This window comes from Curtobacterium sp. PhB115 (assembly GCF_003752025.1).
GTDB lineage: Bacteria > Actinomycetota > Actinomycetes > Actinomycetales > Microbacteriaceae > Curtobacterium.
Genome location: NZ_RJKR01000005.1, coordinates 97,400 through 124,273, shown reverse-complemented (window position 1 = coordinate 124,273; position 26,874 = coordinate 97,400). Strand labels below are relative to the sequence as shown.

Annotated in this window: 26 protein-coding genes and 1 tRNA gene; 14 read left to right on the top strand and 13 right to left on the bottom strand. The window is 69.5% G+C overall.

Features of this window, described 5'->3' with window-relative positions; translation table 11 throughout:
* Nucleotides 1-837 precede the first annotated feature (837 nt).
* The 6 genes from EDF19_RS19335 to EDF19_RS00820 all read left to right on the top strand — a co-directional run bounded on the left by EDF19_RS19335 (nucleotide 838) and on the right by EDF19_RS00820 (nucleotide 6,707).
* A complete protein-coding gene (locus EDF19_RS19335; RefSeq protein WP_260216949.1) occupies nucleotides 838-1,626 on the top strand; it encodes a pseudouridine synthase in 789 nt (262 codons plus the stop codon).
* Between the two features lie 58 nt (nucleotides 1,627-1,684).
* Nucleotides 1,685-2,797: a prephenate dehydrogenase gene (locus tag EDF19_RS00840; protein WP_123679077.1), complete on the top strand. Its 1,113-nt coding sequence runs from the start codon at nucleotides 1,685-1,687 to the stop codon at nucleotides 2,795-2,797.
* A 191-nt stretch (nucleotides 2,798-2,988) separates the two neighbouring features.
* On the top strand, nucleotides 2,989-3,684 hold the full coding sequence (cmk, locus tag EDF19_RS00835; protein ID WP_123679856.1) for a (d)CMP kinase: 696 nt from the start codon (nucleotides 2,989-2,991) through the stop codon (nucleotides 3,682-3,684).
* A 119-nt stretch (nucleotides 3,685-3,803) separates the two neighbouring features.
* Nucleotides 3,804-5,324: a ribosome biogenesis GTPase Der gene (gene der / locus EDF19_RS00830; protein ID WP_123679076.1), complete on the top strand. Its 1,521-nt coding sequence runs from the start codon at nucleotides 3,804-3,806 to the stop codon at nucleotides 5,322-5,324.
* Between the two features lie 165 nt (nucleotides 5,325-5,489).
* The gene (locus tag EDF19_RS00825) at nucleotides 5,490-6,116 is read left to right on the top strand and encodes a hypothetical protein (protein WP_148071001.1); all 627 of its coding nucleotides are present in this window, start codon (nucleotides 5,490-5,492) and stop codon (nucleotides 6,114-6,116) included.
* A 69-nt stretch (nucleotides 6,117-6,185) separates the two neighbouring features.
* On the top strand, nucleotides 6,186-6,707 hold the full coding sequence (locus tag EDF19_RS00820; RefSeq protein WP_123679855.1) for a hypothetical protein: 522 nt from the start codon (nucleotides 6,186-6,188) through the stop codon (nucleotides 6,705-6,707).
* 143 nt (nucleotides 6,708-6,850) lie between these two features.
* Here EDF19_RS00820 and EDF19_RS00815 read toward each other — a convergent pair whose 3' ends face one another.
* Nucleotides 6,851-9,007, bottom strand: a complete 2,157-nt coding sequence (locus tag EDF19_RS00815) for an ATP-dependent DNA helicase RecQ (protein ID WP_123679074.1) — start codon at nucleotides 9,005-9,007, stop codon at nucleotides 6,851-6,853.
* Between the two features lie 133 nt (nucleotides 9,008-9,140).
* The gene (locus EDF19_RS00810; RefSeq protein ID WP_123679073.1) at nucleotides 9,141-10,622 is read right to left on the bottom strand and encodes a hypothetical protein; all 1,482 of its coding nucleotides are present in this window, start codon (nucleotides 10,620-10,622) and stop codon (nucleotides 9,141-9,143) included.
* A gap of 70 nt (nucleotides 10,623-10,692) precedes the next feature.
* Here EDF19_RS00810 and EDF19_RS00805 point away from each other — a divergent pair, with 70 nt between their 5' ends.
* The 3 genes from EDF19_RS00805 (at nucleotide 10,693) to EDF19_RS00795 (ending at nucleotide 12,387) form a co-directional block, all read left to right on the top strand.
* The gene (locus EDF19_RS00805) at nucleotides 10,693-11,523 is read left to right on the top strand and encodes an endonuclease/exonuclease/phosphatase family protein (protein WP_123679072.1); all 831 of its coding nucleotides are present in this window, start codon (nucleotides 10,693-10,695) and stop codon (nucleotides 11,521-11,523) included.
* Nucleotides 11,520-12,101, top strand: a complete 582-nt coding sequence (locus tag EDF19_RS00800; protein WP_221180596.1) for a hypothetical protein — start codon at nucleotides 11,520-11,522, stop codon at nucleotides 12,099-12,101. Before EDF19_RS00805 ends, EDF19_RS00800 begins: the two co-directional genes overlap by 4 nt.
* A gap of 212 nt (nucleotides 12,102-12,313) precedes the next feature.
* A tRNA-Pro gene (locus EDF19_RS00795) sits at nucleotides 12,314-12,387 on the top strand.
* 71 nt (nucleotides 12,388-12,458) lie between these two features.
* On the opposite strand, the gene EDF19_RS00790 is transcribed toward EDF19_RS00795, so the two are convergent.
* Nucleotides 12,459-13,079, bottom strand: coding sequence for a hypothetical protein (locus tag EDF19_RS00790; RefSeq protein ID WP_148071000.1), 621 nt, complete (start codon nucleotides 13,077-13,079; stop codon nucleotides 12,459-12,461).
* A gap of 271 nt (nucleotides 13,080-13,350) precedes the next feature.
* Between EDF19_RS00790 and EDF19_RS00785 the strand changes: the two genes are divergently transcribed.
* Nucleotides 13,351-14,055 (top strand): hypothetical protein, encoded by a 705-nt coding sequence (locus tag EDF19_RS00785; protein ID WP_221180595.1) that lies wholly within the window; start codon nucleotides 13,351-13,353, stop codon nucleotides 14,053-14,055.
* 174 nt (nucleotides 14,056-14,229) lie between these two features.
* On the opposite strand, the gene EDF19_RS18915 is transcribed toward EDF19_RS00785, so the two are convergent.
* On the bottom strand, nucleotides 14,230-14,373 hold the full coding sequence (locus tag EDF19_RS18915; RefSeq protein WP_185022602.1) for a hypothetical protein: 144 nt from the start codon (nucleotides 14,371-14,373) through the stop codon (nucleotides 14,230-14,232).
* Between the two features lie 71 nt (nucleotides 14,374-14,444).
* Between EDF19_RS18915 and EDF19_RS18765 the strand changes: the two genes are divergently transcribed.
* Nucleotides 14,445-14,633 (top strand): hypothetical protein, encoded by a 189-nt coding sequence (locus EDF19_RS18765; protein WP_148070999.1) that lies wholly within the window; start codon nucleotides 14,445-14,447, stop codon nucleotides 14,631-14,633.
* 76 nt (nucleotides 14,634-14,709) lie between these two features.
* Here EDF19_RS18765 and EDF19_RS00780 read toward each other — a convergent pair whose 3' ends face one another.
* On the bottom strand, nucleotides 14,710-17,055 hold the full coding sequence (locus EDF19_RS00780) for a hypothetical protein (protein WP_123679069.1): 2,346 nt from the start codon (nucleotides 17,053-17,055) through the stop codon (nucleotides 14,710-14,712).
* A gap of 24 nt (nucleotides 17,056-17,079) precedes the next feature.
* Here EDF19_RS00780 and EDF19_RS00775 point away from each other — a divergent pair, with 24 nt between their 5' ends.
* Nucleotides 17,080-17,892, top strand: a complete 813-nt coding sequence (locus EDF19_RS00775; protein WP_123679068.1) for a hypothetical protein — start codon at nucleotides 17,080-17,082, stop codon at nucleotides 17,890-17,892.
* On the opposite strand, the gene EDF19_RS18760 is transcribed toward EDF19_RS00775, so the two are convergent.
* Nucleotides 17,889-18,374, bottom strand: a complete 486-nt coding sequence (locus tag EDF19_RS18760; protein WP_148070998.1) for a hypothetical protein — start codon at nucleotides 18,372-18,374, stop codon at nucleotides 17,889-17,891. The genes EDF19_RS00775 and EDF19_RS18760 overlap by 4 nt on opposite strands.
* A gap of 826 nt (nucleotides 18,375-19,200) precedes the next feature.
* Here EDF19_RS18760 and EDF19_RS00755 point away from each other — a divergent pair.
* Complete coding sequence (locus EDF19_RS00755) at nucleotides 19,201-19,707, top strand: hypothetical protein (protein ID WP_148070997.1); 507 nt, start codon at nucleotides 19,201-19,203, stop codon at nucleotides 19,705-19,707.
* A 47-nt stretch (nucleotides 19,708-19,754) separates the two neighbouring features.
* On the opposite strand, the gene EDF19_RS00750 is transcribed toward EDF19_RS00755, so the two are convergent.
* The 5 genes from EDF19_RS00750 to EDF19_RS00735 form a co-directional block, all read right to left on the bottom strand.
* Nucleotides 19,755-19,994, bottom strand: coding sequence for a hypothetical protein (locus EDF19_RS00750; protein ID WP_123679064.1), 240 nt, complete (start codon nucleotides 19,992-19,994; stop codon nucleotides 19,755-19,757).
* Complete coding sequence (locus EDF19_RS00745) at nucleotides 19,991-20,572, bottom strand: hypothetical protein (RefSeq protein ID WP_123679063.1); 582 nt, start codon at nucleotides 20,570-20,572, stop codon at nucleotides 19,991-19,993. Before EDF19_RS00745 ends, EDF19_RS00750 begins: the two co-directional genes overlap by 4 nt.
* 46 nt (nucleotides 20,573-20,618) lie before the next feature.
* Nucleotides 20,619-20,879 (bottom strand): hypothetical protein, encoded by a 261-nt coding sequence (locus EDF19_RS00740; RefSeq protein ID WP_123679062.1) that lies wholly within the window; start codon nucleotides 20,877-20,879, stop codon nucleotides 20,619-20,621.
* Between the two features lie 390 nt (nucleotides 20,880-21,269).
* Complete coding sequence (locus EDF19_RS18910; protein WP_185022601.1) at nucleotides 21,270-21,449, bottom strand: hypothetical protein; 180 nt, start codon at nucleotides 21,447-21,449, stop codon at nucleotides 21,270-21,272.
* Between the two features lie 215 nt (nucleotides 21,450-21,664).
* The gene (locus EDF19_RS00735) at nucleotides 21,665-21,841 is read right to left on the bottom strand and encodes a helix-turn-helix domain-containing protein (protein ID WP_123679061.1); all 177 of its coding nucleotides are present in this window, start codon (nucleotides 21,839-21,841) and stop codon (nucleotides 21,665-21,667) included.
* 124 nt (nucleotides 21,842-21,965) lie between these two features.
* On the opposite strand from EDF19_RS00735, the gene EDF19_RS00730 reads away from it, so the two are divergent.
* The gene (locus EDF19_RS00730) at nucleotides 21,966-23,132 is read left to right on the top strand and encodes a site-specific integrase (protein ID WP_123679060.1); all 1,167 of its coding nucleotides are present in this window, start codon (nucleotides 21,966-21,968) and stop codon (nucleotides 23,130-23,132) included.
* 590 nt (nucleotides 23,133-23,722) lie between these two features.
* Here EDF19_RS00730 and EDF19_RS00725 read toward each other — a convergent pair.
* Both EDF19_RS00725 and EDF19_RS00720 read right to left on the bottom strand, forming a co-directional pair.
* Entirely contained in the window at nucleotides 23,723-25,810 is a 2,088-nt protein-coding gene (locus EDF19_RS00725; protein WP_123679059.1) for a hypothetical protein, read from the bottom strand.
* On the bottom strand, nucleotides 25,807-26,874 hold the full coding sequence (locus EDF19_RS00720) for a hypothetical protein (RefSeq protein ID WP_148070996.1): 1,068 nt from the start codon (nucleotides 26,872-26,874) through the stop codon (nucleotides 25,807-25,809). Before EDF19_RS00720 ends, EDF19_RS00725 begins: the two co-directional genes overlap by 4 nt.

The following is a 26,874-nucleotide window of genomic DNA, read 5'->3' as shown; positions in this document are numbered from 1 at the left end:
GATCGCAGTTCGGCTCCGCGTGACGATCGAGGTGGGTACCGAGGCAACTCGGCTCCGCGTGACGACCGCGGTGGGTACCGCGGCCGTGACGACCGCGCCGGCGGCGGCGACCGTGGCGGCTACCGCGGGAACTCGGCGCCGCGTGACGACCGTGGTGGGTACCGGGGTCGCGATGACCGCGGTGCCGCGCCCCGTGATGACCGTGGCGGCTACCGGGGGTCTGCCCCGCGTGATGACCGCGGCGGTTACCGGGGGCGTGACGACCGCAGCTCGGCTCCGCGTGACGACCGTGGTGGATACCGCGGCAACTCGGCGCCCCGTGACGACCGTGGTGGCTACCGGGGTCGCGACGACCGCAGTTCGGCGCCCCGCGATGACCGTGGCGGGTACCGCGGCCGCGACGACCGCGGCTCGGCACCCCGTGACGACCGTGGAGGCTACCGCGGCCGCGACGACCGCAGTTCGGCGCCTCGTGATGACCGTGGTGGCTACCGGGGTCGCGACGACCGCAGCTCGGCACCCCGTGACAACCGCGACGACCGTGCCGGCTCCGGTCAGCGCGACGACCGCCGCGGCCCCGACGGCCAGCAGAGTCGCGTCTGGCACAACGGCCGCCGCTACGTCGGCGGCACCACGAGCGTCCGCAACAGCGACCGCCCCGGCAAGGGCAGCAACACCGCCGGCAACCGCACCACGCCGAAGCCGAGCGGTGAGCGCGACAGCCACGGTGCTCCGGCGGAGGGCACGCCCGAACGGCCCATCATCGAAGACTGGGACGCGGCGGACGGGACGGCGTCTGCCGGGGCCGAGCCGGGCCTCCAGGCAGAGGGGGAGCGCCTGCAGAAGGTGATCGCCGCTGCGGGCGTGGCATCTCGCCGGGTCGCGGAGAACCTGATCGTCGAGGGCCGCGTGACGGTCAACGGCCAGGTCGTGGACGCCCTCGGGCGTCGTGTCGACCCCGCGACCGACGCGATCTCGGTCGACGGCGTGCCGGTGCAGATCGACTCCTCGCGGCGGTACATCGTGCTGAACAAGCCGACCGGTGTCGTCTCGAGCCTGCAGGACGAGCGCGGGCGCCGCGACCTGACCGAGTTCGTGGACCGCTACGAGGAGCGCCTGTTCAACGTCGGCCGACTGGACACCGAGACCTCCGGGCTGCTCGTCCTGACGAACGACGGCGACCTGGCGCACGTGCTGGCACACCCGTCGTTCGGCGTGCAGAAGACCTACATCGCGAAGGTGCACGGCAACGTGAACCCCGCCGTGGTCCAGCGTCTGACCGAGGGTGTCGAGCTCGAGGACGGCCCGATCAAGGCCGACAAGGTGCGGTTGCTCGAGTCCTCCCGCGGTGAGTCGCTCGTCGAGATCACGCTGCACTCCGGCCGCAACCGGATCGTCCGACGCATGCTCGAGGCCGTCGACCACCCGGTCCTCGAACTCGTCCGGCGCTCGTTCGGGCCGCTGCACCTCGGCAGCCTGCCGCCGGGCAAGATGCGCGAGCTGGGCACGGTCGAGGTCGGGAAGCTGCTCGGCACGGTGCGGGATGCGAAGCCCTCGGGCCGTGACGACCGCGACGTCGCCCTCGACCAGGACGACGACGAGTACGACGACGAGTCGTCCGACTGATCGCGACCGACACACGGTCCGCGGGCGACGCCCGAACCGTGATCGGTAGGCTTGCCCGGTGACCGACCTGACACCGCACGACATCGACCGCCGCGTGCGCGGCCCGGTGCGGGTCGTCGGCACCGGGCTCCTCGGCACCTCGATCGGTCTCGCCCTGCGTGAGAAGGGCGTCGACGTCGTCCTCGACGACGTCTCGCCCGGCGCGCTGGCGCTCGCCGTCGACTACGGGGCCGGACGACGACCCGAGCCCGGCGACCAGCCGGAACTCGTCGTGGTGGCGGTCCCGCCGGACGTCGTGGCGACCGTCGTCGCCCGCGAACTGTCGGCGTACCCGGACGCCATCGTGACCGACGTCGCGAGCGTCAAGGCCGGTCCGCTGGCCGAGCTCGTGGCAGCCGGCGCCGACGTCAGTCGCTACATCGGCTCCCACCCGATGGCGGGTCGTGAGCGCAGCGGACCGAGCGCCGCCCGTGCCGACCTGTTCGTCGCCAGTCCGTGGGTGATCGCCGGGCACGACGGCATCAGCTACCAGCGCGCGGCCGTGGTCGAGGACCTCGCGCTCGACGTCGGCGCGACCGTGGTGCCGATGGACCCGGAGTCGCACGACCTGGCCGTCGCCTACGTCTCGCACGTGCCGCAGCTCGTGTCGACGCTCATGGCATCGCGCCTGCGGGACGCCCCGGACGGATCCCTCGGCCTGGCCGGCGGTGGCGTCCGCGACGTCACCCGCGTCGCGGCGAGCGACCCCGGCCTGTGGGTGCAGATCATCGGCGCGAACGCGAGCAACGTGCGCCACGTGCTGTCCGAGCTGCGGGACGAGCTGAGCAGCGTGATCGGGGCGCTCGACGACCCCGCCGCCGCCGGCGCACCACGCACGCTGGCCGAGACCATCGCCGCGGGCAACCGCGGCGTCGAACGGCTGCCCGGCAAGCACGGCACCACCAAGCGCTTCGCCCAGGTGGTCGTCCTCGTCGACGACACCCCCGGGCAGATCGCCGCGCTCCTGACGTTCATCGGGGAGATCGGCATCAACCTCGAGGACATGCGCCTCGAGCACTCACCGGGCGCGCAGATCGGCATCGTCGAGGTGTCGGTCGTGCCCGAGCAGGAACAGCGACTCGTCGAGGAACTCGAGGGGCGCGGATGGAGGATCGCAGCAGCATGGGCCTGAACGACACGAACGCAGCGACGAACGACTCCGGCGTGACCGGCGGACCCGACGGGCCCGACACCGGACTCCCGACTCCGGGCCAGGGCGGCGCCGGTGGCCCGCTCAGTGGCAGCGGCGACGGCGGCGCACTCGGCGGACCGGCCGGTGGCCTCGGCGAACCCGGCGGCGAGCCCGGTTCGACGAGTGCCCCGATGCCAGCCGGTCTCACCGACGGCGCCTACGTCGCGAAGTTCGTCATCGCGGTCGACGGCCCCGCGGGCAGCGGCAAGTCGAGCGTCTCCCGCGCAGCAGCCCGTGCCCTCGGGTACGGCTACCAGGACACCGGAGCCGCTTACCGCGCCCTCGCATGGCACGCGCTGCAGCAGCAGGTCGACCTCGACGACGCGGCGGCGATCCTGGCGAGCTGGGACACCTTCGACTACGCGATCGGCACCGACCCCGACGACTACTACGTGCGCGTGGGTGGCACCGACGTCACCGACGCGATCCGCACCCCGGACGTGACCGGCGCGGTGGCCCACATCGCGAAGCTCCCGGACGTCCGGCACCGCCTCGTGCAGCTGTTCCGGAACGTGATGCGGAAGACCGACGCACCGGGCATCATCACCGAGGGCCGGGACATCACCACGGTGGTCGCACCCGACGCCGAAGTCCGGATCCTGCTGACGGCCGACGAGTCCGTTAGAATGGCCCGGCGCTCGGCTGAGGTCACGACCCAGTCGGCCGCCGAGACCTCCGCCGCACTCGCCCGTCGGGACGCGGCAGACGCGAAGGTCGTCGACTTCATGAACGCCGCGGACGGCGTCACGACGCTCGACTCCACCGACCTCGACTTCGACCAGACCGTGCAGGCGGTCGTCGACCTGGCCCGCGCGGCCACGCACTGACGCACTGACGCGTGACCGGACGGCCTCGGCCGAGCGGTCACGCACCACGGCCGGACCCCCGGCCCCGGCCGGGAACGGCCACCGACACCGCGGCTCCGGCCGCTCGCGAGGAACCCACCATGGCTCAGCTGGACAACCCGGACAACGACGACTTCCCCGTCTACGACGACGCCCTCGGCGAGCGGCTCGCCGGACTCGACGAGGCCGAGGCCGAACAGCGCGCCACCGCGCTCCGTGCCGGGCTCGAGGAGTACGACCTCGAGGACGAAGACCTCGCCCTGCTCGAGGCCGGTCAGGTCGGTGAGGACGGCGTCCACTACCTGCCCGCCTACCCGGTGCTCGCGATCGTCGGTCGACCGAACGTCGGCAAGTCCGCGCTCGTGAACCGCATCCTCGGTCGTCGTGAGGCCGTCGTGCAGGACGTCCCCGGCGTCACGCGTGACCGTGTCAGCTACAAGGCCGACTGGAACGACAAGCGCTTCACGCTCGTCGACACCGGCGGCTGGGAGCCCGGCGCCGAGGGCATCAACGCCTCGGTCGCCGCGCAGGCCGAGGTCGCGATCGACCTCGCCGACGCCGTGCTGTTCGTCGTCGACGTCACGGTCGGGATCACTGCCACCGACGAGCACGTCGTCAAGATGCTCCGCGGCACCGACCGTCCGGTCATCGTCGTCGCGAACAAGGCTGACGACGAGCGCCGTGAACTCGACGCGTCCGAGCTGTGGAACCTGGGCCTCGGCGAGCCGCACCCGGTCTCCGCCCTGCACGGCCGCGGCGTCGCGGACCTGCTCGACCTGATCATCAAGACGCTGCCCGACACCTCGGCCGTCGCCAAGCAGGAGGTCGGCGGCCCCCGCCGCGTGGCGATCCTCGGCCGCCCGAACGTCGGCAAGAGCTCGCTGCTCAACAAGGCCGCCGGTGAAGAACGCGTCGTCGTGAACGACATCGCCGGCACCACCCGCGACCCGGTCGACGAGCAGATCGAGCTCGGCGGCAAGGTGTGGCGCTTCGTCGACACCGCCGGCATCCGGAAGCGCGTCCACATGCAGCAGGGCGCCGACTTCTACGCATCGCTCCGCACCACCGCGGCGCTCGAGAAGGCCGAGGTCGCCGTCGTCGTCCTCGACGTCACCGAGCCCGTCTCCGTGCAGGACCTGCGCATCATCGACCTCGTCCTCGAGTCCGGCCGTGCGCTCGTCCTGGCCTACAACAAGTGGGACCTGCTCGACGACGAACGCCGCCGCTACCTCGAGCGCGAGATCGAGCAGGACCTGGCGCACGTCGCCTGGGCCCCCCGCGTGAACATCTCCGCCCGCACCGGCCGCCACCTCGAGAAGCTCGTGCCGGCGCTCGAGACCGCCCTGGCGTCGTGGGACACCCGCATCCCGACCGGCAAGGTCAACGCCTTCATCGCCGAGCTCGTGCAGGAACACCCCCACCCCGTGCGCGGCGGCAAGCAGCCCCGCATCCTGTTCGGGACCCAGGCGTCGAGCCAGCCGCCGACGTTCGTGCTCTTCACGTCGGCGTTCCTCGACCCGCAGTACCGACGGTTCATCACCCGTCGACTCCGCGAGGTCTGGGGCTTCTCCGGCACGCCGATCAACGTCAACATGCGAGTGCGCGAGCGCCGGAAGCGCTGAGCCGCAGCCTCGCAACACCCAACGCGTCCCGTCTGCACGGGGCGCGTTGGTGCGTTCGGGTCGCATCCGTGTTCGGGTCGCGTTCGCGTTCGCGTTCGCGCTCGGGTCGCGTTCGGCCTGGAGGCCCGCTGCCGGTCCGGCGCGTCGGTGCGGCATCATGGGACCGTGCGCATCGGACCGTGGGCAGCGGACCGACGTCGGCTCGCCTTGGTGGGCGTCCTCGTCGGTGTCGTCGTCGTGGGGTCGGTGTCGCTGTGGACGGTCTCGCACGCATCGTCCGACGATGCCGCACTCGCTCGCGATGACCGCGTCGCGCCCGAGCCGGCACGGTCACCCGCGGTGGGGCTGCAGCCGGCGAACGGCCTCGGATCGCCCATCGAGCCCGAGGGGGTACAACCGGTCGACAGCTCGCCGATCGAACCGTGGTGGCTCCGGGTGCCGCCGGTCGCCGGGGACATCGTCGGCATCGGGTCGAAGGCCTCGGGCCACGTGCGCATCGGGCGGATCTCGGGCGACGACACCCTCGCCGTGGAGATCGACCACCTGGAGACCGGCACGGATGGACCGGTCGACGTCGTGTTGTCTGCGGGGACCGTCACCGGGGGATCGAAGCCGACGTGGACGCGGTCCGGGGACTCCTTCGACCTGTTCGAGGCCGACGGTGTCGAACAGGGTCTGACCGTCATGCTCAGCGACCCGTGGGCCCTGCCCGACGAGGTCCGCTCCCTCGTCCTGCTCGACGCTGCGACCGGCAAGGTCCTGGGTGGTGCGGCGCTGCTGCCGACCGAGTGAACGGCGGCAGACCGGGTGGCGGCAGGCGCCGGGTACGCCGGGGGTCTCGAGATGCGGCACGATGGACTCGTGACGCAGCAGCACGACGGACTCGGAGGCCTCGCCGACCGACTCTGGTGCCGGCTGCGGCTCGATCGGCTGGCCGGAGGTCGGCAGGGCGGGTACGTGATCCGCCAGGACATGCTCGAGCACCCCGACACCGTGCGGTCCTTCCGGTGGATCCGGTGGCTGCTCGTCGCGGAGACCGTCGTCGGCCTCGCCGCCATCGTGGTCGCCGTGCTGCTCACCCGCGCGGGGGAGACTGTGCCGTGGGCGGTGTGGTTCCGGGCGACGGTGGTCTTGCTCATCACCCTGACGCTCTACGTGTTCGCCTGGCGGGCGCAGCTCGGGTACTACTGGGCGTACCAGCGGGTGCGGTTGTTCAGCAGGATCTTCCCGGTCGTGACGCTCATCGTCGCGGCGATCCCGGGGCTCTACCCGTTCTGGATGGTCATCGAGCAGATCGTGTTCTCGCTGCTCATGATCGGCATCGGCGACGTGCTCACCACCGATCACATGCGCGCCACGTTCCCCAAGCCCGCTCGACGCTGAGGGACCGTGCGCGTGGCCGGTGGGACCGGCGCGGACAGGGGTCGCGACAGAACACGCCGCGATCGACTCGTGGGTTGTCGCAAACCTCGTGGTCCTCGGGCGCGGCAGGCGCGGCAGGCGCGGCAGGCGCGGCAGGCCGGGCGCTACGCCACCGTCGCCAACGCGAAGGGCAGCACGGCGGCGGCACCGGCCCGCCGGAGCTCGCGCCCCGCGACGGTCATCGTCCACCGGCTGTCGACCAGATCGTCGACGAGCAGCACCGGGCCCTCGTTGGACTGCAGGGCAGCGGCGAGCGACGGATCCACCACGAAGGTGTCCCACACGCCGGACAACCGGTAGGCGCTGTTCGTCGCACCGTCACCACGAGGGGTCCCGCCGGAGCGCTCGAGGGTGCCGAGGAACTGCAGCCGCCCGATCGTCGACAGCGCCTGGGCCAGCGACCCCACGAGCTGCGGCCGCGACCGAGAGGACATCGCGACGACGCCGGTCGGCCGGGTCTCCCACGGCCAGTCCTTGAGTGCCCGGACGCACCCGTCGACGAGTTCGCGGGAGATCGGCGCATCGGGCGTGGTCGACGAGAACAGCGCCCGCAGGGGACCGCCCCACCCGAGGTCGGTCAGACGCGCCACCGCACGGCCGGGCTGCACGAGCTCGTCCGCGCCGATCTTGCCCCGCACCGAGACGCCGAGCGACGACATGCCCGAGGGCCACTGGGCCCGCGGGGCGATCTCGACACCGACCTTGTCGAGCGCGGCAGCGGCACCGGACGAGTCGGAGTCCGAGACCGAGGTCGGGAACCACGCCCCGGCACAGTTGTCGCACCGGCCGCAGGGCTCGGCGGAGGGATCGTCGAGGTCCTGCTGCAGCAGCTGCATGCGGCAGGCCGAGGTGGACTCGTAGTCGAGCATCGACGCCGCCTCGGCAGCGCGGGCCGCGGCGACCCGCTCGTAGCGCGGTGCGTCGTACTCCCACGGCTGCCCCGTCGAGACCCAGCCGCCGGTGACGCGTCGGACGGCGCCGTCGACGTCGAGCACCTTGAGCAGGAGTTCGAGGGTGGAGCGCTTGATGTCGACCAGGCCCTCGAGCGCGACGGTCGACATCGCGGTGTCGGTCGAGAGCGCATCGAGCACAGCGGTTGCACGCGCGGAGGTCGGCATCGAGGCGCTGGCGAAGTACTGCCAGATCTCACGGTCCTCGCGCCCGGGCAGCAGCAGCACGTCGGCGTTGTCGGTGGCACGACCCGCACGGCCGATCTGCTGGTAGTACGCGACGGGTGATGAGGGCGCGCCGACGTGCACGACGAACCCGAGGTCCGGCTTGTCGAACCCCATGCCGAGCGCACTCGTGGCGACCAGGGCCTTCAGCTCGTTGCCCTTGAGCTGCTGCTCGAGCTGCTCGCGCTCCTCGGTGTCGGTGCGCCCCGTGTAGGCACGGACGGCGTACCCGTTCTCGCGCAGCAGGCGGGCGATGTCCTCGGCCGCTGACACCGTGAGCGTGTAGATGATGCCGCTGCCGGGAAGGTCACCGAGGTGCGCGAGCAGCCACCCGAGCCGCTGCCGGGCATCCGGGAGTGACAGGACACCGAGCCGCAGGGATGCTCGGGCGAGCGACCCACGGATCGTGAAGACCGGGTCGGCCGGGCCGGCGGTGAGCTGCTCGGCCACGTCCTCGACCACGCGCTCGTTCGCCGTCGCGGTCGTCGCCAGGACGGGGACGCCGTGGGGCAGTGACCGGATGAGCTCTGCCAGGCGCCGGTAGTCCGGTCGGAAGTCGTGGCCCCAGTCCGAGATGCAGTGCGCTTCGTCGACCACGAGCATGCCCATCCGGGCGATCAGCGTCGGCATCTGCTCGTCGCGGAACTTCGGGTTGTTCAGGCGCTCTGGGGAGACGAGGAGCACGTCGACCTCGTCACGGGCGAGTGCGGCCTGGGTCTCGCCCCACTCGTGTGCGTTCGCCGAGTTGATCGACACCGCACGGACCCCGGCCCGGGCAGCGGCAGCCACCTGGTCGCGCATCAGTGCGAGCAGCGGCGACACCAGGACGGTCGGGCCACCACCACGGCGGCGGAGCAGCAGGGTCGCGAGGAAGTACACCGCGGACTTGCCCCACCCGGTGCGCTGCACGACCAGGGCGCGCTGCCGGTGTTCGACCAGGGCGGAGATCGCCTCGAGCTGGCCGGGGTGGAAGACCGCGTCGGGGCGCCCAGTGAGCGCAGCGAGCGCCTGCTGCGCCTCGGCGGCGATGTCCGCCGAGGGCGGGACAGAAGACGACGCGGGGGACCCGACACCAAGACCAGACATGCCCCCATGCTGTCAGGAGCAACCGACGAAACCCGACCCCTCCCTCGCAGGCTCGGTCGGCGCGCCCCGCGCAACGCTTCGCGTCGCCGCTGAGCGGGGTGCGCCAGTCTGTGGACAACGCGACGGAACCGCCTTACTGGTACGTGACCAACGACGGCGTCGGCGTCACGTCGGACATCGTCTGGGACGGCGTCAGCATGGGCGTGTCCTCGTCGTAGAAGTTCTTCCAGCCCCAGTGCAGGCCCTCCGGTGCGCCCTGGTGCAGCGCCTTCCACGTCGCCTGCTTGTCCGGCTGCGACCCCTGCCCGTCGACGTGCACGAGCATGTCGAGCTCCGGGTGGGTCTTCAGCGCCGACCGGTCCTGGATCATCGAGAGCCGGAACTGGTGGAGCACGAGCGCCTTCGGCGGCAGCCCCTCGTCCTTCACGAGCGACGCCAGCCACGAGGACACCTCGTTCACCTCGGACGCCGACACGCTGCCGATCTGCTCGAGCGGCACCTGGTCCTTCGTCAACCGCCACTCCGGGTCGAGCGCGAGCCACACCCCGGGCTTCTTCAACAACGACTCGTACTGCTTCGCCTGCGACAGGAAGTCCGACCGGCCGGGCTGCAGGTCGATGATCACGGGCATGTCGGCGTCGTGTGCGGCGTCGACGTAGGGCTCGAGCGTCGACACCGGCAGCTCCGTCGAGTAGTCGCCGTCCGCTCCGGCGTCCCCGGCGGCGACGGTCGCGATGACCTCCATCGCCGGCGTGACGAGCTCGTCGGACTCCGCCCGGTACGGCTTCGCGACCGCTTCGGCACGCTTGACGGTCGCCTCCGGCCCCTGCTCACCGAGCACGCCCAGCGCCGGCGCCCCGGGAGCCCCGTACAACGCCACGTACCGGTGCCCGTCGAACGGACGCTGGCCGCCGTTCCGCAACTGGAAGCCGCTCTCGGCCGCCCGCACCGTCCACTCCGGGTCCTGCAGCGCGTCGAACGCCGCACCCACCAGCACCGTCGGGTGCTGCTCCCGTTCGTGCAGCGCCGTCACCACGTCGGGCGCGGCAGCCGGGTCGGCCACGCCCTCCGGCATGGCCACGACACGGGCACCGGCAGCCTTCGCGGTCGCCACGGCAGCAGCGTCGGCACGCGCGTCCGCCACCACCACGGTCGCCTGCCGGGAGGCCCGGGTCGACTCCGGCGCGTCACCACCGTCCGGCGCCTGCCGCTGTTCGACGTCCGTGTCGAGCGACACGTCGCCCTCGGCCTGGTACCAGTCGGCCCCGAGCCGATCGAGCTCGCCGGCGACGGCAGCGCCGCCCTTCGAGGCCGTCGAGGCCAGCAGCACCGGGACGTGGGCGCTCGCCGCATCCTCCGCAGCATCGCGGATCGCGTCGGCATCCCCGGCCGGCGCCACGATCGCGCCGGGAGCACTCGCGAACAGGGCCTTGCTGACCCGCACCGACCGCGCCGCGGCGTCGGAGGCATCGGCGACCGTGACCGTCGACGCCGTGGCCTTCGCGAGGGCCGAGCGGCTCGTGTCCGGTCCGCCCGACGTGCATCCCGCGGCTCCGAGCAGCAGCCCGGAGGCAGCGATCGCGACGAGCAGACGAGCGGTGGGACGAGAACGCATCGGGCCACCCTACGAGCCTCGCGGAGAGGTCCCTGGGAATCCGACGGGTGTCGTCTCGTAGAAGGGAGGCATGCCCCACCAACCCGACGACCACCCGCTCATCGGAGCCGTTCGGTCGCCCGAGGTCCACTGCATGACCCTCAACGTGCGACGCCGCGTGCCGCGTCCGCCGACCCACCCGGACGCCTGGGAGCGCCGTCGCGACGCCGTGGTCGCGCTCGTCACCTCCGAAGCGCCCACCGTGTTCGCCGTCCAGGAGGCCCTCCCCGCGCAGGCAGACGACCTCACGTCCGGCCTGGGGTCCGGTTGGGAGCCCGTCCTGGCCGGGCGCGGCGCGCGCGGCGGCGGTGAACAGGTCGGCCTGTTCCTCGACCGGTCCCGCCTCGTCGTCGTGGAGCGGCGCACGTGGGCACTGTCCCGCACGCCGGCTCGTCCGGGAAGCCGCTCGTGGGCCACGTCCTTCCCCCGGCACGCCGTCGGAGCCGTCGTCGACGACCGCGACACCGGAGTCCGGTTCCTGGCGATCGCGACGCACCTCGACGTCGCGTCGCCGTGGGCACGGCTCCGGTCCGCCGAACTGCTCGGCCGGATCGTCCGGCAGCGCGGGCTGCCCGCGGTGGTCATGGCCGACTGGAACAGCCCCGCCGGTTCCGCACCCTGGCGAGCACTGGCGGACGCCGGTGTCGTCGACAGCTGGAGCCGCGCCTCCAGGCAGGTGGGGGAGCCGTACGGGACGTACCCGCACTACGGGAGTCCGCGTGTCGGCGGCCGGCGCATCGACGGTGTGCTCGTGACCGACGACGCGACCGTCGAACGCGTCGCCGTCTCGAACCGGCGGCCGGGCGGGGCCTGGCCCTCGGACCACGCGGCCGTGCACGCCGTCGTGCGGTGGGCGTCGTGATCCGGGCGCTCGGGCCGACGTTCCTGCGGCCGAGGTTCCTGGTGGCCGACGTGGTGCGTGCGCTGACGCTCGTGAGCCTGGTCGTCGCGACGATCGGGTGGGGCGGGACCGCGTTCCCGGTGATGGCGCTGTCGCTGCTCGGTGTCGTCGTGCCGCGGATGCTCGGGCTGCGGCCCGCGTTCGACATGGCGGTGTGCGTGCTCGTGCTGCTGGCCGGGTGGTCGAGCGTGCTCGAGTGGTACACGACGGTCTTCCTGTGGGACAAGTTCATGCACGTCGTGCTGACCGGGCTGCTCGCGGCGGTGCTCTACGTCATCGGCGCCGACCTCCGTGCCGTGCCGACGCCGGACGGGGAGCGCCGGGTGGTCGTCGCGGTCCTCGGGCTGTGTGCGGGGCTCGCGATCGGGGCGGCGTGGGAGATGGGGGAGTGGCTGGGGCACAACTTCGTCGACTCGGCGATCTTCGTCGGGTACGACGACACGATCGGGGATCTGGCGGCGGACGGGGCCGGCGGGTTGCTCGTCGGGCTCGGGTTGCCGTGGTTGGCGGCGCGGCGCGAGGTGGTGCGGCCGGGGTGAGCGTCTGGTTCGGGTGGTTCGGGTGGTTCGGGTTGTCCGGGTGGTCCGGGTGGTCCGGGTTGTCCGGGTTGTCCGGGTGGCTCTGGTCGCTCGTTCGGTGCGACTCGCCGTGGCGCGGAGGCGGTCTGGCGTCCGCTATGCTGGACCGGTCGCTCGCGCTCCGGTCGGACGTGGGCGAGGGTCCTGCGGGATCCTGAGTTCTCCGGAACTCGCGGGCTGTGGCGCAGCTTGGTAGCGCACTTGACTGGGGGTCAAGGGGTCGCAGGTTCAAATCCTGTCAGCCCGACCGAGAAAGTCCAGATCAGAGGCCGCATCCGAATTCCTCGGATGCGGCCTCTCCTGCGTCTACGCCAGTTTCTACGCCAGTGCGCCTCGAAGAGCGAGCCGCGGCTTCGAGTACGCCACAAGTTGCCCGGCACGCGGGCCGTTCTTCGCGATGAAGGAGACCTTCTCCAGGGCGAGACTTGCGCGCACGGGTGTGGGAGCGGCTGCAAGCTGTTCGCCGGTTCCGTTCCGAGCGAGATCGGTGGCCCAGCTCCACGAGTGCGACCTCAGAACGAATCGACCGAGCTCCGGAGCTGCTGCGAGGCCGAAGGTCAGATCGATCAACGGCTCCGGACCTCGGAACGGTGCGGGGGTGTCGTCTACGAGCTCCTCGCCGCCGTCGGAGTCGATCACGAGCTTGCCCGGGCGGCTCCAGAGCACCATGCGCTGACGGAGCGCCTTCGCGTCGGCGAGGATGATCTCGACCTCGGGAACAGCGGTGAAGACCTCGAACGAGTCCTCGCCCTTCGTCTCCCAGTCCTGCGGCTCGTGGGCGCCGAAGAGGTCGTAGACCTTGACGGCGACCTCGGGGTCACCCGTCGTGATCCGCCACTCTTCGAGCGATGCGGGGCGACCGGAGAGCTGGTGACCGGAGCGGAAGCGGCCGACCACGTCGTCGACGGGTGGAAGCGAAGAGCAGGAAGGAGTGCGCATCCGAGAAGAGTGCACCGGTTGCCCGGATCGCGCGCCCAGCTGCGCGTGCCGCAAGCGCCGCTAGCTCTGGTACCTTCGCGTCAATCCATTAACGCGCAGACGCGGGGAGGCGCTGTTGGCTCCGATTAAACCGAGAGATGCCGCGGACGACGGTCAGGGCCACGGTTTCGAACACCTCACGGTTGAGAGTGACGATCTGTGCTGGTGGTGTCGGGAACGCCCTGCAACAACCGGCGAGCACAAATACAAGCGAACTGATCTCACTCGGCTGATGAAGGGGGATTCGCTGGTGTGGGTCGGAGACAACGGGACGCGCGAGATAAGAGGTTCCAGCGGTGTTCGTCGGGATCGCTATGGAGTGGTGAAATTTCCGAAGTCTATGTGTGCTGTCTGCAACAACGCCAAATCGCAGCCATTCGACGTGGCCTACGACCGCTTCGCAGCCTACCTAGCGGCGGGCGGAGTGAGGGGCCGCGACGGAGTGCCCCTGGCCAAGATCTACGGAGAGACCTGGCGCCAGGACAGTCGTTCTCTCGCTCGCTACTACGGCAAGCACTTCGGCTGTCGACTGCGGCAGCTCAATATGCCGATTCCAGATTCGCTTCGGGCTTTTCTCGATGGAGCGGACAGCATGCCCGACGTGCACATGGCGCTGATTACGACTGATACCGTCCATCGCTACGCGCGGGATGGTCTAGTCCTCAGCCCGGACTTCATCACGACGGACCCAGTGCGTCAGCACATCCGCGGCTTCGTCATGGCTTCATATATAGCGTCGGTAGGAGTGCGCTTCCAATGGTGGGCGCATGCCAGCGCGCCGCCTGGTGAACTCTCGCAATTCTTCGACTTTCCTACGCCCGTGATCAACCGGTTCGCCGACGAGGACGCGATGGGAAGTGGGCAGACGCGACCCTCGCTGATTAGACGGGTTCTCACTTGGCGCCCTCGTCGCTCGACGGAGCCGCCACGCTTCTGAGTGTCCGGCCGCGTTGCAATTCAGAGGCCCAGGTGCCTAGCAGTCTGTATCGCCTGAGGGCTGATCTCTCCCGCTCCCATCGGCGAGCTCCGCGGACCGCCGTGTCGAGCGCGACGAGCGAGACGGCAAGGGCTGCGACAGACACGATCAACGATAGGGCGTCCATGCGCCGGTCTACGCGGCGACGAGGTAGTCGTCGGCCTCGTCGAGGAGCGGGCTCGGCGCCCAGTCGAGGGCGTAGGACCCGTCGGAATAGGTCGTGAGGATGCGACCCTCGGCGTTGCGGGTCACGGTGTAGGTGCGGGCGGTGCGGGCCATGAGGTCTCCTTCGGTGCAGTGGTTTAAACGTACTACGTTTATTCGGCTGGCGCTACCAGTACGCTGAGCGGGTGACAAACCACCGCGGCCCTGGGCGGCCCGCCCTCCCGGCGGCCGAAGTGCGCAAGCCGCGAAGCGTCCGGCTCTCCGACGCCGAACTCGCGGAGATCGCGTCGGCCGCCGAGGCGGACGGCACAGCGAACGTCTCGCGGTGGATTGCGGACGCGGCCCTGGAGAAGGCGCGGCGCACGCGCCCCTGAACGCACGAAAGCGCCCCGCTCAGGCCGAGGGAAGGCTCGGGCTGCGCGGGGCGCTGTGTGGGATTGCTGGCGTTTGTCAGGCGAACCTGCCGCCGCGGTCCTTCGTGCGGAGATAGAAATTGACCTCGTCGAGGTCGCTCTTCACGTCGCCGCCGGACCGGAGCGTGATCGCGTAGGAGTTGCCTCCGCGTGCGCCAGCCCCGGCGCTGCCGTAGCCGCCCTCGGGGATCGACGGGGACGGGACGAAGGGCTCGTCCGGCGTCGTCGGGATCAGCGCCCGCGACGCCTGAGCGATCAGCGGGGCCGAGTCCTCCAGGCCAAGGGCCATGCCCTCGCCCGTGAAGCCACCGATCTCGCGGAAGAGCCGCGAGGGTGAGTGGATACCAAGGAAGTTCTTCACGGCGTCGACGGAATTCTTGATCGGCCCGAGGACCGCGTCCTTAATCCGTCCGGCGGCAGCCTGCACGCCGCCGAGGAGGCCCTCGATGATGTTCTTGCCGACAGAGACAAGCCACGTACCCGCGCCGGAGAGCGCGCCGAGCACCTTCCCGCCGATTCCGGAGAAGAAGGAGACGACGTTGTCGATACCGCGAGAAACGGCGCCGGTCAGTCCGGACCAGATCGACCCGAAAATCTGCGACACGCTCGTCCAAGCGCCGGACCACGCGGCCTTGATCAGGCCAAGGGCAGCAGTGATGACGACCTTCACGGTGTTGATCGCGTTCGTCACGAGCGCCTTGATCAGGTTCCAGACGCCGGAGAAGATCGCGACGATCCCGTTCCAGACCTGCGACCAGTTGCCGGTGATGACGCCGAGGACGACAGCGATCACGCCCTGCACGATCTGGAGAATCGGACGGATGATGTTCAGCACGTTGGTGAAGACCGTCATCACGACGGGTATGAGCGCCTGGATCGCCGGGACGAGGTAGGCCAGCAGGACGTTGACGAGCGGCCCGATCGCGGCGGCGAGCATCCCGACGATCGAGATCACCGGGGGCAGGACCGCCGAGACGAGCTGCGTAAAGACCGGCACGAGCTGCGAGATCAGCGTCGCGACGAGCGGCATGATCGCGGCGAGCACCTGGGCCACGACCGGGACAAGTGTCACGATCACACCCGCGAGGGACCCGATCAGCGGGAGAAGGAACGGGATCGCGGTCGTCAGCGCGCCGGAGAGGGCCTGGGCGACGGCGGAGAGCACCGGGGCGAGGCTCGTCAGCGCGCCCGCGAGGGCACCGGCGAGGCTTGCAACGACAGCCCCCAGGAGGGATGCGATCTGGGGGAGAATCGGCAGGAGCCCCTGGAAGATGATCCCAAGGGGCGAGATCGACGGGAGTACCTGTCCGAACGCCGGGGCGAGCTGGGCGAGCGCGCCGCCGATCTGCCCGATGAAGGGCGCGAACGCCTGGCCGATCTGCGAGAAGACCCCGCCGATCTGCGAGGCGATCGGGGCGAGCGCTCCGTAGGCGGCGGCGCCGATGTGCGCCCACGTCGACTGATTCGAGTCGATCGCGTCGACACCGTTCCTGAAGCCGTCGGCGAAGTCGGAGACGGCGCCCATCGTGCGGTTGATCCCGCCGACCGTCGCGGTGAGCGCGGGGCCGAGGACAGCGACGAGCCCGCCCGCTGCGGCGGAGACCGCGGGGAGGAACGCCTGGCCGATCTGGGTCTTGCCGTTCTCCCACATCGCGTTCAGCACCTGTTGCTTGTGCGCCAGGGTGTCGCTCTCGCGGCCGAAGTTGCCGGTCGCGTCCTTCGTCTGATCCATGATCAGCGCGAGGGTCGCGGCCTGATTCGCGGAGGAGTCGAGCGTGCCGCCCACCTTCTTGAAGCCGAGCTCGGCCGCCTTCGCGTCGATCGCGGCTTGCGTGAGGCTCACGCCGTAGCGCTCGATCGGGTCGCGCTCACCCTTCAGGGCGGACGACAGGGCCTCGACGGCGTCCTGAGTCGAGCCGCCGAACATCGATGACAGGTCGGCGCCGACGCCGATCAGGTCATTGGTCTTCCCGGCGAGCTCGTCCATCGACGTCCCGCCGTTCTTCAGCTGGGTGCCAATCAGGGTGCCGAGCTGGTTGTAGTCGTTCTGGGTCAGGCCGACGGCGGTCGCGGCGGACTTCGACCACGAGAGCATCTGGTCGGCGGAGCCCTTAAAGACCGTCTCGATCGCGCCGACGGATTGCTCCAGCTCGGAGGCGCCGGAGACGGCGTCCTTGAAGAAGGAGCCGACGCCGACGGCCGCGAAGACTCCGGCTGCGGCGGCTGCAAGGCCCTTGGCGCTGCCGAGGATCCCGCCGCCGAGAGCGTTCCCGCCGTCGGCCCCGGCCTTCGCGAGGGGCGCCGTGGTTTCGCCCGCGAGGGCCTTTCCGAAGTCCTTCGCGGACGGGATGATCGTCAGCGTTGCGTAGCCGACATTGGACACGGGCTATCGCCTCCTTCGAGGTCGGTGGGCACTTGCGCGCCCCTGGCGGAGCCGAATACCGGCGGCCTTCGGCGCGATGCGGCCGAGCTGGCGGAGGAGGTCCATACCGTCGCCGACGGTTGGACGCTGTGCGCGGAAGTGCGCGAGGTCTTCTGGGGCCATGACAATGCGGAGGGCCGAGAATGCGCGGGTCTCGGCGACAGCGGCGCGGAGAGCGGCGACGTTCCAGAGGTCGGGATCGGGAACCGCGTAGCGGTGCTCGCGGAAGTGGAGGTGCTGCATTGGGCTCCAGGAATGACGAAGGCCCCCTCCGTGTCGGGAGAGGGCCTGTCGGTGGTCGGGCGCCAGACTGGGCGCGTGAAGATGGAAGAGCTCGCACTCTGGGTGCAGGTCGCCGCGGTGCTCGCCGCGCTCGTCGCGGCCGTAGCGGCGGTCTGGGTCGGCGCCCGTGATCGGCGAAACGCGCAACGGATCGCCGACGAGGATCGCCGCCACGCGCAGCGGATCGCAGAAGACGACCGGCGGGCTGCGCTCCGGCAGTCGCGCCTGATGTTCGAACTCGACGCGGCACTTCGGCTCGCGGCGAATCAGCGTCGAGGCGGGTCGACCGACAAGGATGAGCGAGCACGCATGGGGACAGAGGCGGCTGTCCTGACCGGATTCCTTGGGCCGGAGCTACTGCCGCACCTGACGAGCGAACTCAACCCGGAGACGGACGAGGAGCTGCGTCGCTACATGGCAGACCCCGGTACCGAGGAGTGGAAGCGGCGCGCCACGGAGGCACACCTCGCGATGCTTCGCGTCGTGCGGGACCTACGCGCCGAGACCGAGGCCTAGAATGGCGCGTCGTCGTCCTGCTCGTACACCGGAAGCTCCGCCTCCGGCGGTCGACTGCTCACCGAGCGACTTGCGCGCGCGCGGAGCTCGGCGAATCGATCTGCGGGGAGCGCCGTCACGACCGCGTCCGTCGCGGCGTCGACCCGGATTCGGGCGCGTATGCGGTCGACGTAGGTCGCGCCGAGTCGCTCCTCGTTGAGCCTGATCTCGGAGAAGGCCGCGGCGGAGGGCCGCCGAGAGTACGCCTCGACGAGCGGCGCGAGCATTCGCACGCGGAGCCAGTCCGTCGAGGTGAAGAGTTGGCCTTGCGGCGCGCGGCGCCATGTGTCGTACCAGTCGCGTGTAAACGGGCCGAAGTTGCCGTCCAGTTCGGGTCCGCGGACCTCGCCGTCGTGGACGACGACGGCGGTTCCCGCTTGGCGGGCACGTGTGGTGCGTTCGCGCTGAGTTACGGGGGACGGGAGAGGGCCTCGTCCGGGCATGTGGCCTCCTACGGCTCGTGTGTTTGTTTGCGACCTGTGACCCCGGCGCACAGAGGGGTGCTATGCCGGTTCGGTGCTGGCGGAGGGGGCGGGGAGGGAGACCCCCGCCACCCCCTCACTGCACGAGGAGGCCCGGGTGCGCCTCTGGCTCACGCCGACGGGTCGGGCGGGCACGCCGAGCCTCGGCCGCCTCACGTGCGGTCTTCTGGTTGTGGTGCCAGCGGCACAGCGCTTGCAGGTTCGCCGTGTGGTGATCGTCGCCGCGCTCGATGTGGTCGCAGTCGGTGGCGCGCTCGTCGCACCGGGCGCCGAGGCTGTCGACCGCCTCGCACCGCTGCCCCGCGCGGGTGAGCACAGCGGCACGGCGGCGGCCCTAGTCAGCGTGCAGGCGCGAGCGGCGGTCGCTCGACGACCAGCCCGTCCCCGGTGTTCGCCTGCTCACCGAGCGACGCCCCCCTCTGGCCGCGTCACGCGACGGCGCGCCTACGGTCAACCTCAGATGTGAGGTCGATCACGAGCGCCGAGGCGCGCTCCGTCCCGATTGCGATGATCTGCTCCATCGCCCAGCGTTCAACGTGTTCCATTCGGCCGGCGTTCGTCAGGGCAGCGAAGTCTCGCCTGGCGAGCGGTGCGGCGATCCGCTTTGGAACGAAGGGCATCGCCGCCCGAGTGGCGAGGCGTGGGAGCACGATTCGCGCGTCCGGCGAGAGCCGCGCCGCGAGATGCCGGGTGTACATCGAAGGTCTGCGGGACATGAAGTGCCTTTCGTGTGTTCGGGCTGTCGGAGGGCGGCCATAGGCTCGGGGCAAAAGAGAGGAGCTGTCAATTGACGGACAACGCGGAAGCCGAAACGGTGGCGCCGAAGTGGACGCCGGAGGACGACCCGGACGGATACACATGGGATGACTTGAAGAACCGTGACTGGGTGCTGGAGCAGTTCTTGTCAGTCACGTTCGGGCTGGATGACGAGACCGAGAACGCGAGTGTGAGCCTCACGGTTGACTTCGGCGGCACGATCGTTTCTGGCGTCGTGATTCCTCGTGGTGCGTGGCTAGTGCGCATGGCGGAACTGCTGAACGGAGCCTTCTCAGTCGACAACGGCGAAGGGCTTGGAGACGCGCTGGAGCGGAACTGGCGTCGTCAATTCGATGAGATGACTGAGGAACGTCACGCGCGTGCGGAGAAAGGCCTTCCGACCGTTGGGCGCGGCTACATCCACTTCGGGGACGCCACGGTCTACGCGAACGGCGCTCAGATGCGTGTCAAGCAGTGGCGCGGCATCATGTCGTCCGTGACGGGCTGGTCGCTCGGCGAGATGGTGCGGCAGGACTGAGCCGTTGAGTGGGGCCGAGGCCAACGCGGCATCGGCCCCACTCGTGTCTACGGGCGGTGGCGAATCGCCGCGAGAACCGCGTCTACCGTGTCGCGAAGCTCGCATTCCTTGGCCTGCTGCCCGCGCGCGACTGCGAGGAGCGCCTCGGGCGTGAGGCGCTGATAGCGCGCCTGGACTTCGAGCGCCTTCCGCTCGCTGTCGCTCAGCTCGGCGACCGTGGTCGGGAGCGGCGATGCGTCAGCGATCTCGGCAACGATCTCGGCGATGCGATCGGGCGAGGAACTCATGCGCTGGGCGCCGTGCTGTCGAGGAACACGGCGAGCGAACGGAGCGCGTGGTCCGGCTTCGCGAAGGCGCCGACCTCGTCCGTCCTGAGGAGGCTGAAGCTGGAGTGCATGACCGTCGCTCCGTCTTCTGCCGTGAAGGGCGCAGCGTCGTGGCGGCGTCGGAGAGCCGCATCGAGCTTGGCGAGCGCCTCGACCGCCTCGTCGTGCGCTGCGCGGTGAACGGGGACGGCGACTTCTCGACGTCGTTCGCGAGATACGGCGCGCATGAGGGTGTCGAACTTCGAGCGCGCGGCAGCGATCTTCCGGCCGTGGGCGGCCTGCGCGGCGTCGGCGGTCGTCTTGGCTGCGTTGAGGGCGTCGAATTCGGCCATCGTGACGCCCTCTGCCGGAGCCGGGCGCACATCGTTCTCCGCCGCGCCGTAGCGCACCGGCCGTACCTTGCCCAGACGGGCCTTGATTGCGGCTCCGACCGCAGCGGTTAGCGGCGCCATGTCGGCGGTGAGCTTGTCGATTTCGTCGGCGAGCTCGCGCGCGCCGGGCACGCCGTCGATTAGGAAGTCGGGGTAGTCGGTCTGCATGGGTGGCCTTCCAGTCAGGGATGGGGCCCGGCGCTGGCCGGGAGTGTCAGGAGCGCGCGCCGAAGAGCTCGGCGGCGCGATGGTCGATCTCGTCGAGGAGGCGATCCGCCTCGGCGACTGCGTGGGCGTCGTCGGCGAGAAGAGCGGAGAGACGCGAGCGTGTGATTTCGGCTTGCCGGGTCAGGAGCGCGTGTACCGCGTCGGTACGGCGGGTACGCCAGGCGATGCTGCGGCACCGAGACGAGCAATAGGAGGCATCGGCGCGGCTGGAGTCGAGCCGGGACGCGCATTGAGCGCAGGCGCGCATCGGCGCTCCTTTCGTAGGCGTTCGAACGGTTCAGGCTCAAAGAGAAGCGCCCACCACGAACGGAGAGGTTCGTGATGGGCGCGACTGGAGCCACTTCAGGAGAGGAGAGAGCCGTCTCCCTCTACATATGGGAAGGGGGCCACGGGGGTGACAGACAAAGCGTTTACACGCGACGTCGGCAGGATCGGCACCGCGTCGTCAGGCCGTCCGCCTTCTGGGCGTCAGACCCGAACGCCGAGAGCGGCTTCCGCTCGTCGCACGAGGCGCACGTCTTCCCGGCCCGAGCCTGGCGGCGGGCGAGAGCCCGGAGGGCGGAAGCGGCGATGGCGTCCGGGTCGTCGGGGTCCTGGTCGAAGCGCGCGGCGGCGGCGCGGACGCGGTCCTCGGGAGTCACTGCGGCCCGATCCGGTAGGTACGCACGCCGCGGATGCGCACACGCGGGCCGAGGATGCGATCGGCGATCGCGTAGAAGGTTGTCCGGCCCGCGATCTCGTCGCCGAGGTCGTCTTCCGCGAGCTCGAAGAGGGCGGTCGCCGGGATGGCCCCGGTGAATTCGCCGTCAGCCTCCAATCCCGAAAGCCACTCCTCCGCGGTCGCAATGCGGGCGGCGCGGTCCTCGGCGCGGATGGCGCGGAGCTCGGCGGCTCGACTCGGGGCCTCCGGCGGCGCGGGGTGCCGAGTGACGTCAGACCCCTCTACCTCTGTAACTGTGGTGGAGAGAGAAGAGCTCTTTGGGGGAGAACAGGAGAGAGGGGCACTGACGCCACTTGGCACCCCGGCGTCGATCACGACAGCCCTTCGACGTACGCGCGCAGGTCGGCGCTCCGCACCCGACGAGCGGACCCGATCTTGACCGAGCGCAGCTCGCCGGACGCGAAGAGCTCGTAGACGGTCGAGCGGCCGACGCCGAGCTCGGCCGCGACCTGCGCTGGCGTGAGGAGGAGGGGAGTGGCGGTGTGCATGGGCTTCTCTCTGGACGGCCGCGGACGGCGGCGGACTGGGACAGGAGAGAAGGGGGCCAGGAGCGGAAAGCTGCTCAGTCGTATAAGTTATGACCCCTTGACATTTTGAGGGGCAGGAGGCTGCATGGCCGGTCGGCGGAGCAACGGTGAGGGCGCGATCGCGCGCCGAAAGGACGGCCTCTGGGAGGCACGTTTCACTTACGAGGACCCAGAGACAGGCGAGCAGAAGCGGGCGTCGTCCTACGGCAAGACGCAGGCCGAGGCGCGACGGAAGATGCGCGAGAAGCGCGCGCGGGTAGATGCCGGGCAGCCGGTCCGAGACGCCACGGTGCCGCTGAGCGAGTGGGTGGACCGCTGGGTAGCAACGACGCTCGCCGCGAGTGACCGCAAGCAGACCACGAAGGCGACGTACGCGACGCTCGCGAAGGTGCACATCGCGAATGGACCGCTCGGCACGCTCACGCTCGATCGCGTGAAACCGTCGGATATCGACGCGCTGACCATGCACCTTCGCGCCGAGGGGAAGGCATCCTCCACCGTTCGGCAGGTTTACACGATCCTGCGGGCGCTCCTGGACGCGGCTGTCCGAGACGGCCTCCTCGCTCGAAACCCGGCGCTGAGCGTCGCGCGTCCCGGCGTCGAGCGGAAGGAAGCGCGATCGCTGAGCCCCGCGGAGGTGCTGGCGCTGCTCGACGCTACGAAGGGGTCACGCTTCGCCCCGCTCGTGGCCTTCCTAGCGCGAACAGGCCTACGCCGTGGGGAGGCCCTCGCGCTCCACTGGAGCGACGTCGACGACACGGGAGGGGTTATTCGGGTTCGCGGAACGCTGTCGCGAGACGATCGCCGGAGCGCCGGTGACAAGCTCGTGATCACGGAGCCGAAGACAGAGCGATCCCGTCGCGCTGTTGCGCTGTCCGAGCCGGTGCGCGCGATCTTGACTCGCCAACGGGAGCTCCAGGCCGCTGACCGCGCGGCACTACCTGACCTGTGGCAGGACTCGGGACTCGTCTTCACGAGCGAGGTCGGCGGCCCAGTCGACCCGCGTAACGCGCTACGCGCTGTGTCGGTGGCCGCGGAGAAAGCGGGTCTCGCCGGGGTGACCGTCCACACTCTCCGTCACTCGGCCGCCTCCGGGATGCTTAACGCCGGGGTGCCGCTCACTGCCGTATCGGACGTGCTCGGCCATTCGTCGATCGCGATCACCGGCGACGTGTACGGCCATGTGGCCCCCGAAGTGCAGCGCGCGGCGATGGACGCACTCGACGCGGCGCTCGATTCCGTACGCCAGTAGCTACGCCAACCAGCCCCGAAAAGCTTCTCTGGAGCCCACTGGACAGGCACGGACGCTTGTGGACGCAGTGTGGCCTCTGATCTGGGAAAAGTAGCGTCAGCGGTGGACGTCCGCGGAAACTGGCGTACAGGACCGGCATGCCTGGGGGTCAAGGGGTCGCAGGTTCAAATCCTGTCAGCCCGACCGAGGGGGCAACTTAGGAATCGTCTTAAGAACTGTCCGCAATGAAGAAGCCCACCGAGAATCTCGGTGGGCTTCTTCATTGCGCGTCGCCCTCGTACCGGGCTCGTGTGGGGGCAGGTAGCACTTGTGGCCCATTCCTGACCCGCGCGGAGCGCGTGCCCGGTCTTTTGGCGCGACAAAGAGTGCCGCTCGACGCCGCGTCCACGGAGCGAATCGGCGATGGCAGCGCGATCGTCGTTGCCTCGGCTGGAGACGTCGCGTCTCGCACGTTGTGGTCGTTGTCGTAGCCGAGGTAGCGCAAGAACGTAAGGGCCGGACTGTGTACGCGAAGCTGGCAAGCCGGACGACAGCGCCGACCGGTTTAGCTCAACATGAGAAGGCTGCCCTGGTGGGCAGGGAAGTTTGGTTCACGTCCGCTTCTTGACCGTTCGGGTGGCGCGTTGCGCCCTGCGAGCGGCCTTCTCTTCGGCTTTCTGTTGTCTGAGTTCTAGGTCGGGTGCGCCGCCAGGGAGTGTCCCCGTGTAGGTGTTCGCGTACTCGCGGTCTCGCCGCTTCTGGATCGGGACGCTGCGCGGTGGCTTGCCGGCGTTTTTGCGGGCATCCTCCCGCTCGAGTTTGCGGACGAAGTCGCAGATCATGCGGATGTTCATGGCAGCGAGGAGGAACGTCATGAAGATCTGGGCGGCCGCGAAGCCTCGGACCTGGCGGCGGGAGTCGTCGTGCAGGCTGCCGTACTTGGTGCTCTTCGCCATGGAATTCCCGCCCTCGGAGAGGTTGCGGGCGTAGCCGTGGAAGTTGCGCCATTCCTTGGACTTGTAGCGCAGCGCCTGCTGGACCGGGGGCATGTCGTCCTGCGTGAACAGCACGGAGTGCTGGCGGCAGATCTCGGGGAGGTCGTCGCCGATCGGGTATCCGTCCTCTTCCGGGTTCACCTCATCGAGCTTGCGCTTCTTCGCTTCGGAGACACGTTGACTGATCTGCTTAAGGGGGCAGATGATGGTGGGGCTGTCGCCGGACGCAGGGCACATCATCGGAACGCGGCCCTGCTCGTCGGGTCGAGCCTTCGGACGGGCGGCGTAGTCTTCCCGGGCGTCGTTGCGAACGTTGTAGGTGGCCTCGTCGATCTTGCCTTCCAGAACGTCCTTGCTGGCGGACTTGTACCTGCTGGGCATCGCGGGGCAGTACATGCCGCCCTCGACGAAGATCAAGCCAGCGTGGCCGCCGGCGGGGCCGAGGTTGTCGATGCGGTACTCGGTGCTGGCTTCCCAGCCGAGCTTGCGTGCCGGCTTGTAGAGCCGTTCGGGAAGAGCGTTGGCCCAGTACGCCTTGTCGGCGTCCGCGATGCCGGGCAGGTGGCCGGCGTCGACGATCGACGCAAGGACGGCTGCGGCTGCTTCGGCCGTGCCGATACCCGGCATGCTCAGCGTTGCGGCCATGATGAGCTGCGGTGCGGATTTCCGGTCGCATTCTTCGAGGAAGACGCGTCGAGCCAAGGTTGCGTTCCAACCCCAGAAGTACTCGGTCTCCTTCACATACCGCGGTGCTTTGCCTGGTGCCGCGTCGAGACGCTTCTCGGTCTCCTTGACGTACCAGCCGGCGTGCGGTTCGACGGGTCCCGGGCGCGGCTTCCCTGCTGCCGCTTCTGCGCGTTCCTTCTCGATCCGCGCTTGGAGCTTGCTTTCGTTGTGGGTCATGCCCTTCTTCAGGGGCGAGGTGACGTGCGTGCCATCGAAGGCGACGTCGATGTTCTTGCGCTTCGGTGCCCGACGCACTCGGCGGGGCTGCATGTAGAAGGTCATCTCGAGGAAGCGCGTTGTGAAGCGGTCGAGGCGCTCCATGCCGAGCTGCTCGCGGTCGAGGTCTCGCTCGTCCCAGATCTTCTTGTTGATCTCGATGCTCTTCGACTTGTACCGGTCGGTCGGTGTGCGGTCGATCTCGCCGGGCGTCGTCGGCTCCTTGAGCGTGGGGTAGGGGTCGTAAGTCTTCAAGAAGCGGCGGAAGGCATTGCCGACGTTCTGCTCCCAGTTCTCGATCTTCATCAGGGACGGCTTGCTCGACGGATGCGGCAGGTTGAGGAGCTCGCGTGCATCGTCGTCAAGGCCGCCGTAGAACAGAGACCCCAGCTCGACCATGAGTTGCGGCTGGTTGGCCATCGTGGCGAGCATCATGCCGGTGAGCAGGGCCAGCGGGGTGATCGTTGCCGGAGCGCCCCCACGTCCTGGGTGCCATCCGTCGGCGCGGACGTAGTCCTCGTAGTCATCGAGGACACCGGAGGCGAGGACCCGGGCTCGAGCGATCCACGTGGTCTCGAAGTCGAAGCGGCGGAAGCCCGAACGCGGGTCTGCGATCTCCTTACCGCGCAGGGCAATGCCTGCAGCAAGGCGCTCGCGCGTAAGAACGTAGGGGTCCCACTGCTCGACCGGTTCCTGCTTCGTGCGGCCGTCCTTCTTGACGTAGTCAGCTGCTGCGCCGTTCGAGATGCCGTACGCGCTCATCGGGTCACCGCCTGGATGCCGGTGACGGCGTCGAAATGGGCTTCGAGGGTGGCTTGGCGTGCGTACGGGTAATACCGGGCGACGGTGACCACGTCGACTCCGGCGAGTTCAGCGATGAGCCCGTCAGGGATGTTTGCGTCGATGAGGTTTGCAATCCAGCCGGATCGCAGTCGAGTCAGGGTCGGCTGCACCTTGGCGGGGTGGGCACTGATGAACGATGCGATGGGACGGGCCGGGTACTCCTCGAAGTCGTAACCATGGAAGAGCAGGCTCTCGTCCGTGGTCCGGGCGAGATCGAGAACGCGGACCCATTCGCGGCGTACAGGGACGGAACGAGCGCGGTCCCCGCGCACGGCGATGACTCGGTCGTCGTCGCCGACGACGGAGACGTCTTCCCTGCGGGCAGTGATGATCTCGGCCGGCGTCAGGCCGGCTCCGGCGCCGAGTGAGAGAAGGGTCGCAGCGTTGCGCTTGGCAAGTGAGGTGGGTAGGCCCAGGCGCCAGCTGTTGAGTTCGGCCAACTCAGCACTGGTGTACGGGGCGAGCGGTGGTGCGGCAGGCAGGGTGAGACGGTGCGTTCGCTCACCCGTGAGTTTGGTGGCAAGGGTGCCCAGGATGCGGGTCGTATCGAACCGGTATGACGGGGAGTGGTTGATCAGCACCGTGTCGACGTACTTCGCGATGAGGTTGTCGCTCAGAATTCGTTCGGGCGTGAGCTCGCATCCGGAGCGCATCCACTGCCAGATGGTGATGCCGCAAACCATGGAGAGCAGACGGCGGGCGTTGTCGTAGGTGGTCGGCTCGGCCATCCGCACGATCTCGCGGACGAACGGGCCGACGGTCTCGAAGGCAAGTCGGTTCTTGTCGGGCATGTACTTCTCGATGGCGGCGTCGATCTTCTGAGCGAGGACGGGCCGGACAGTTTCGTTGCGCCCTGGGCGCTTGCCGTTGTTGATCACGCACTGGCTATGCGGACTGCATCCGGCCAGCCGGGCGAAATCCTCCCGATCCGCACCGTTCCGCGGATCGATCGGCGTGTCGCGGCGCCGCATGATCTCAGGCAA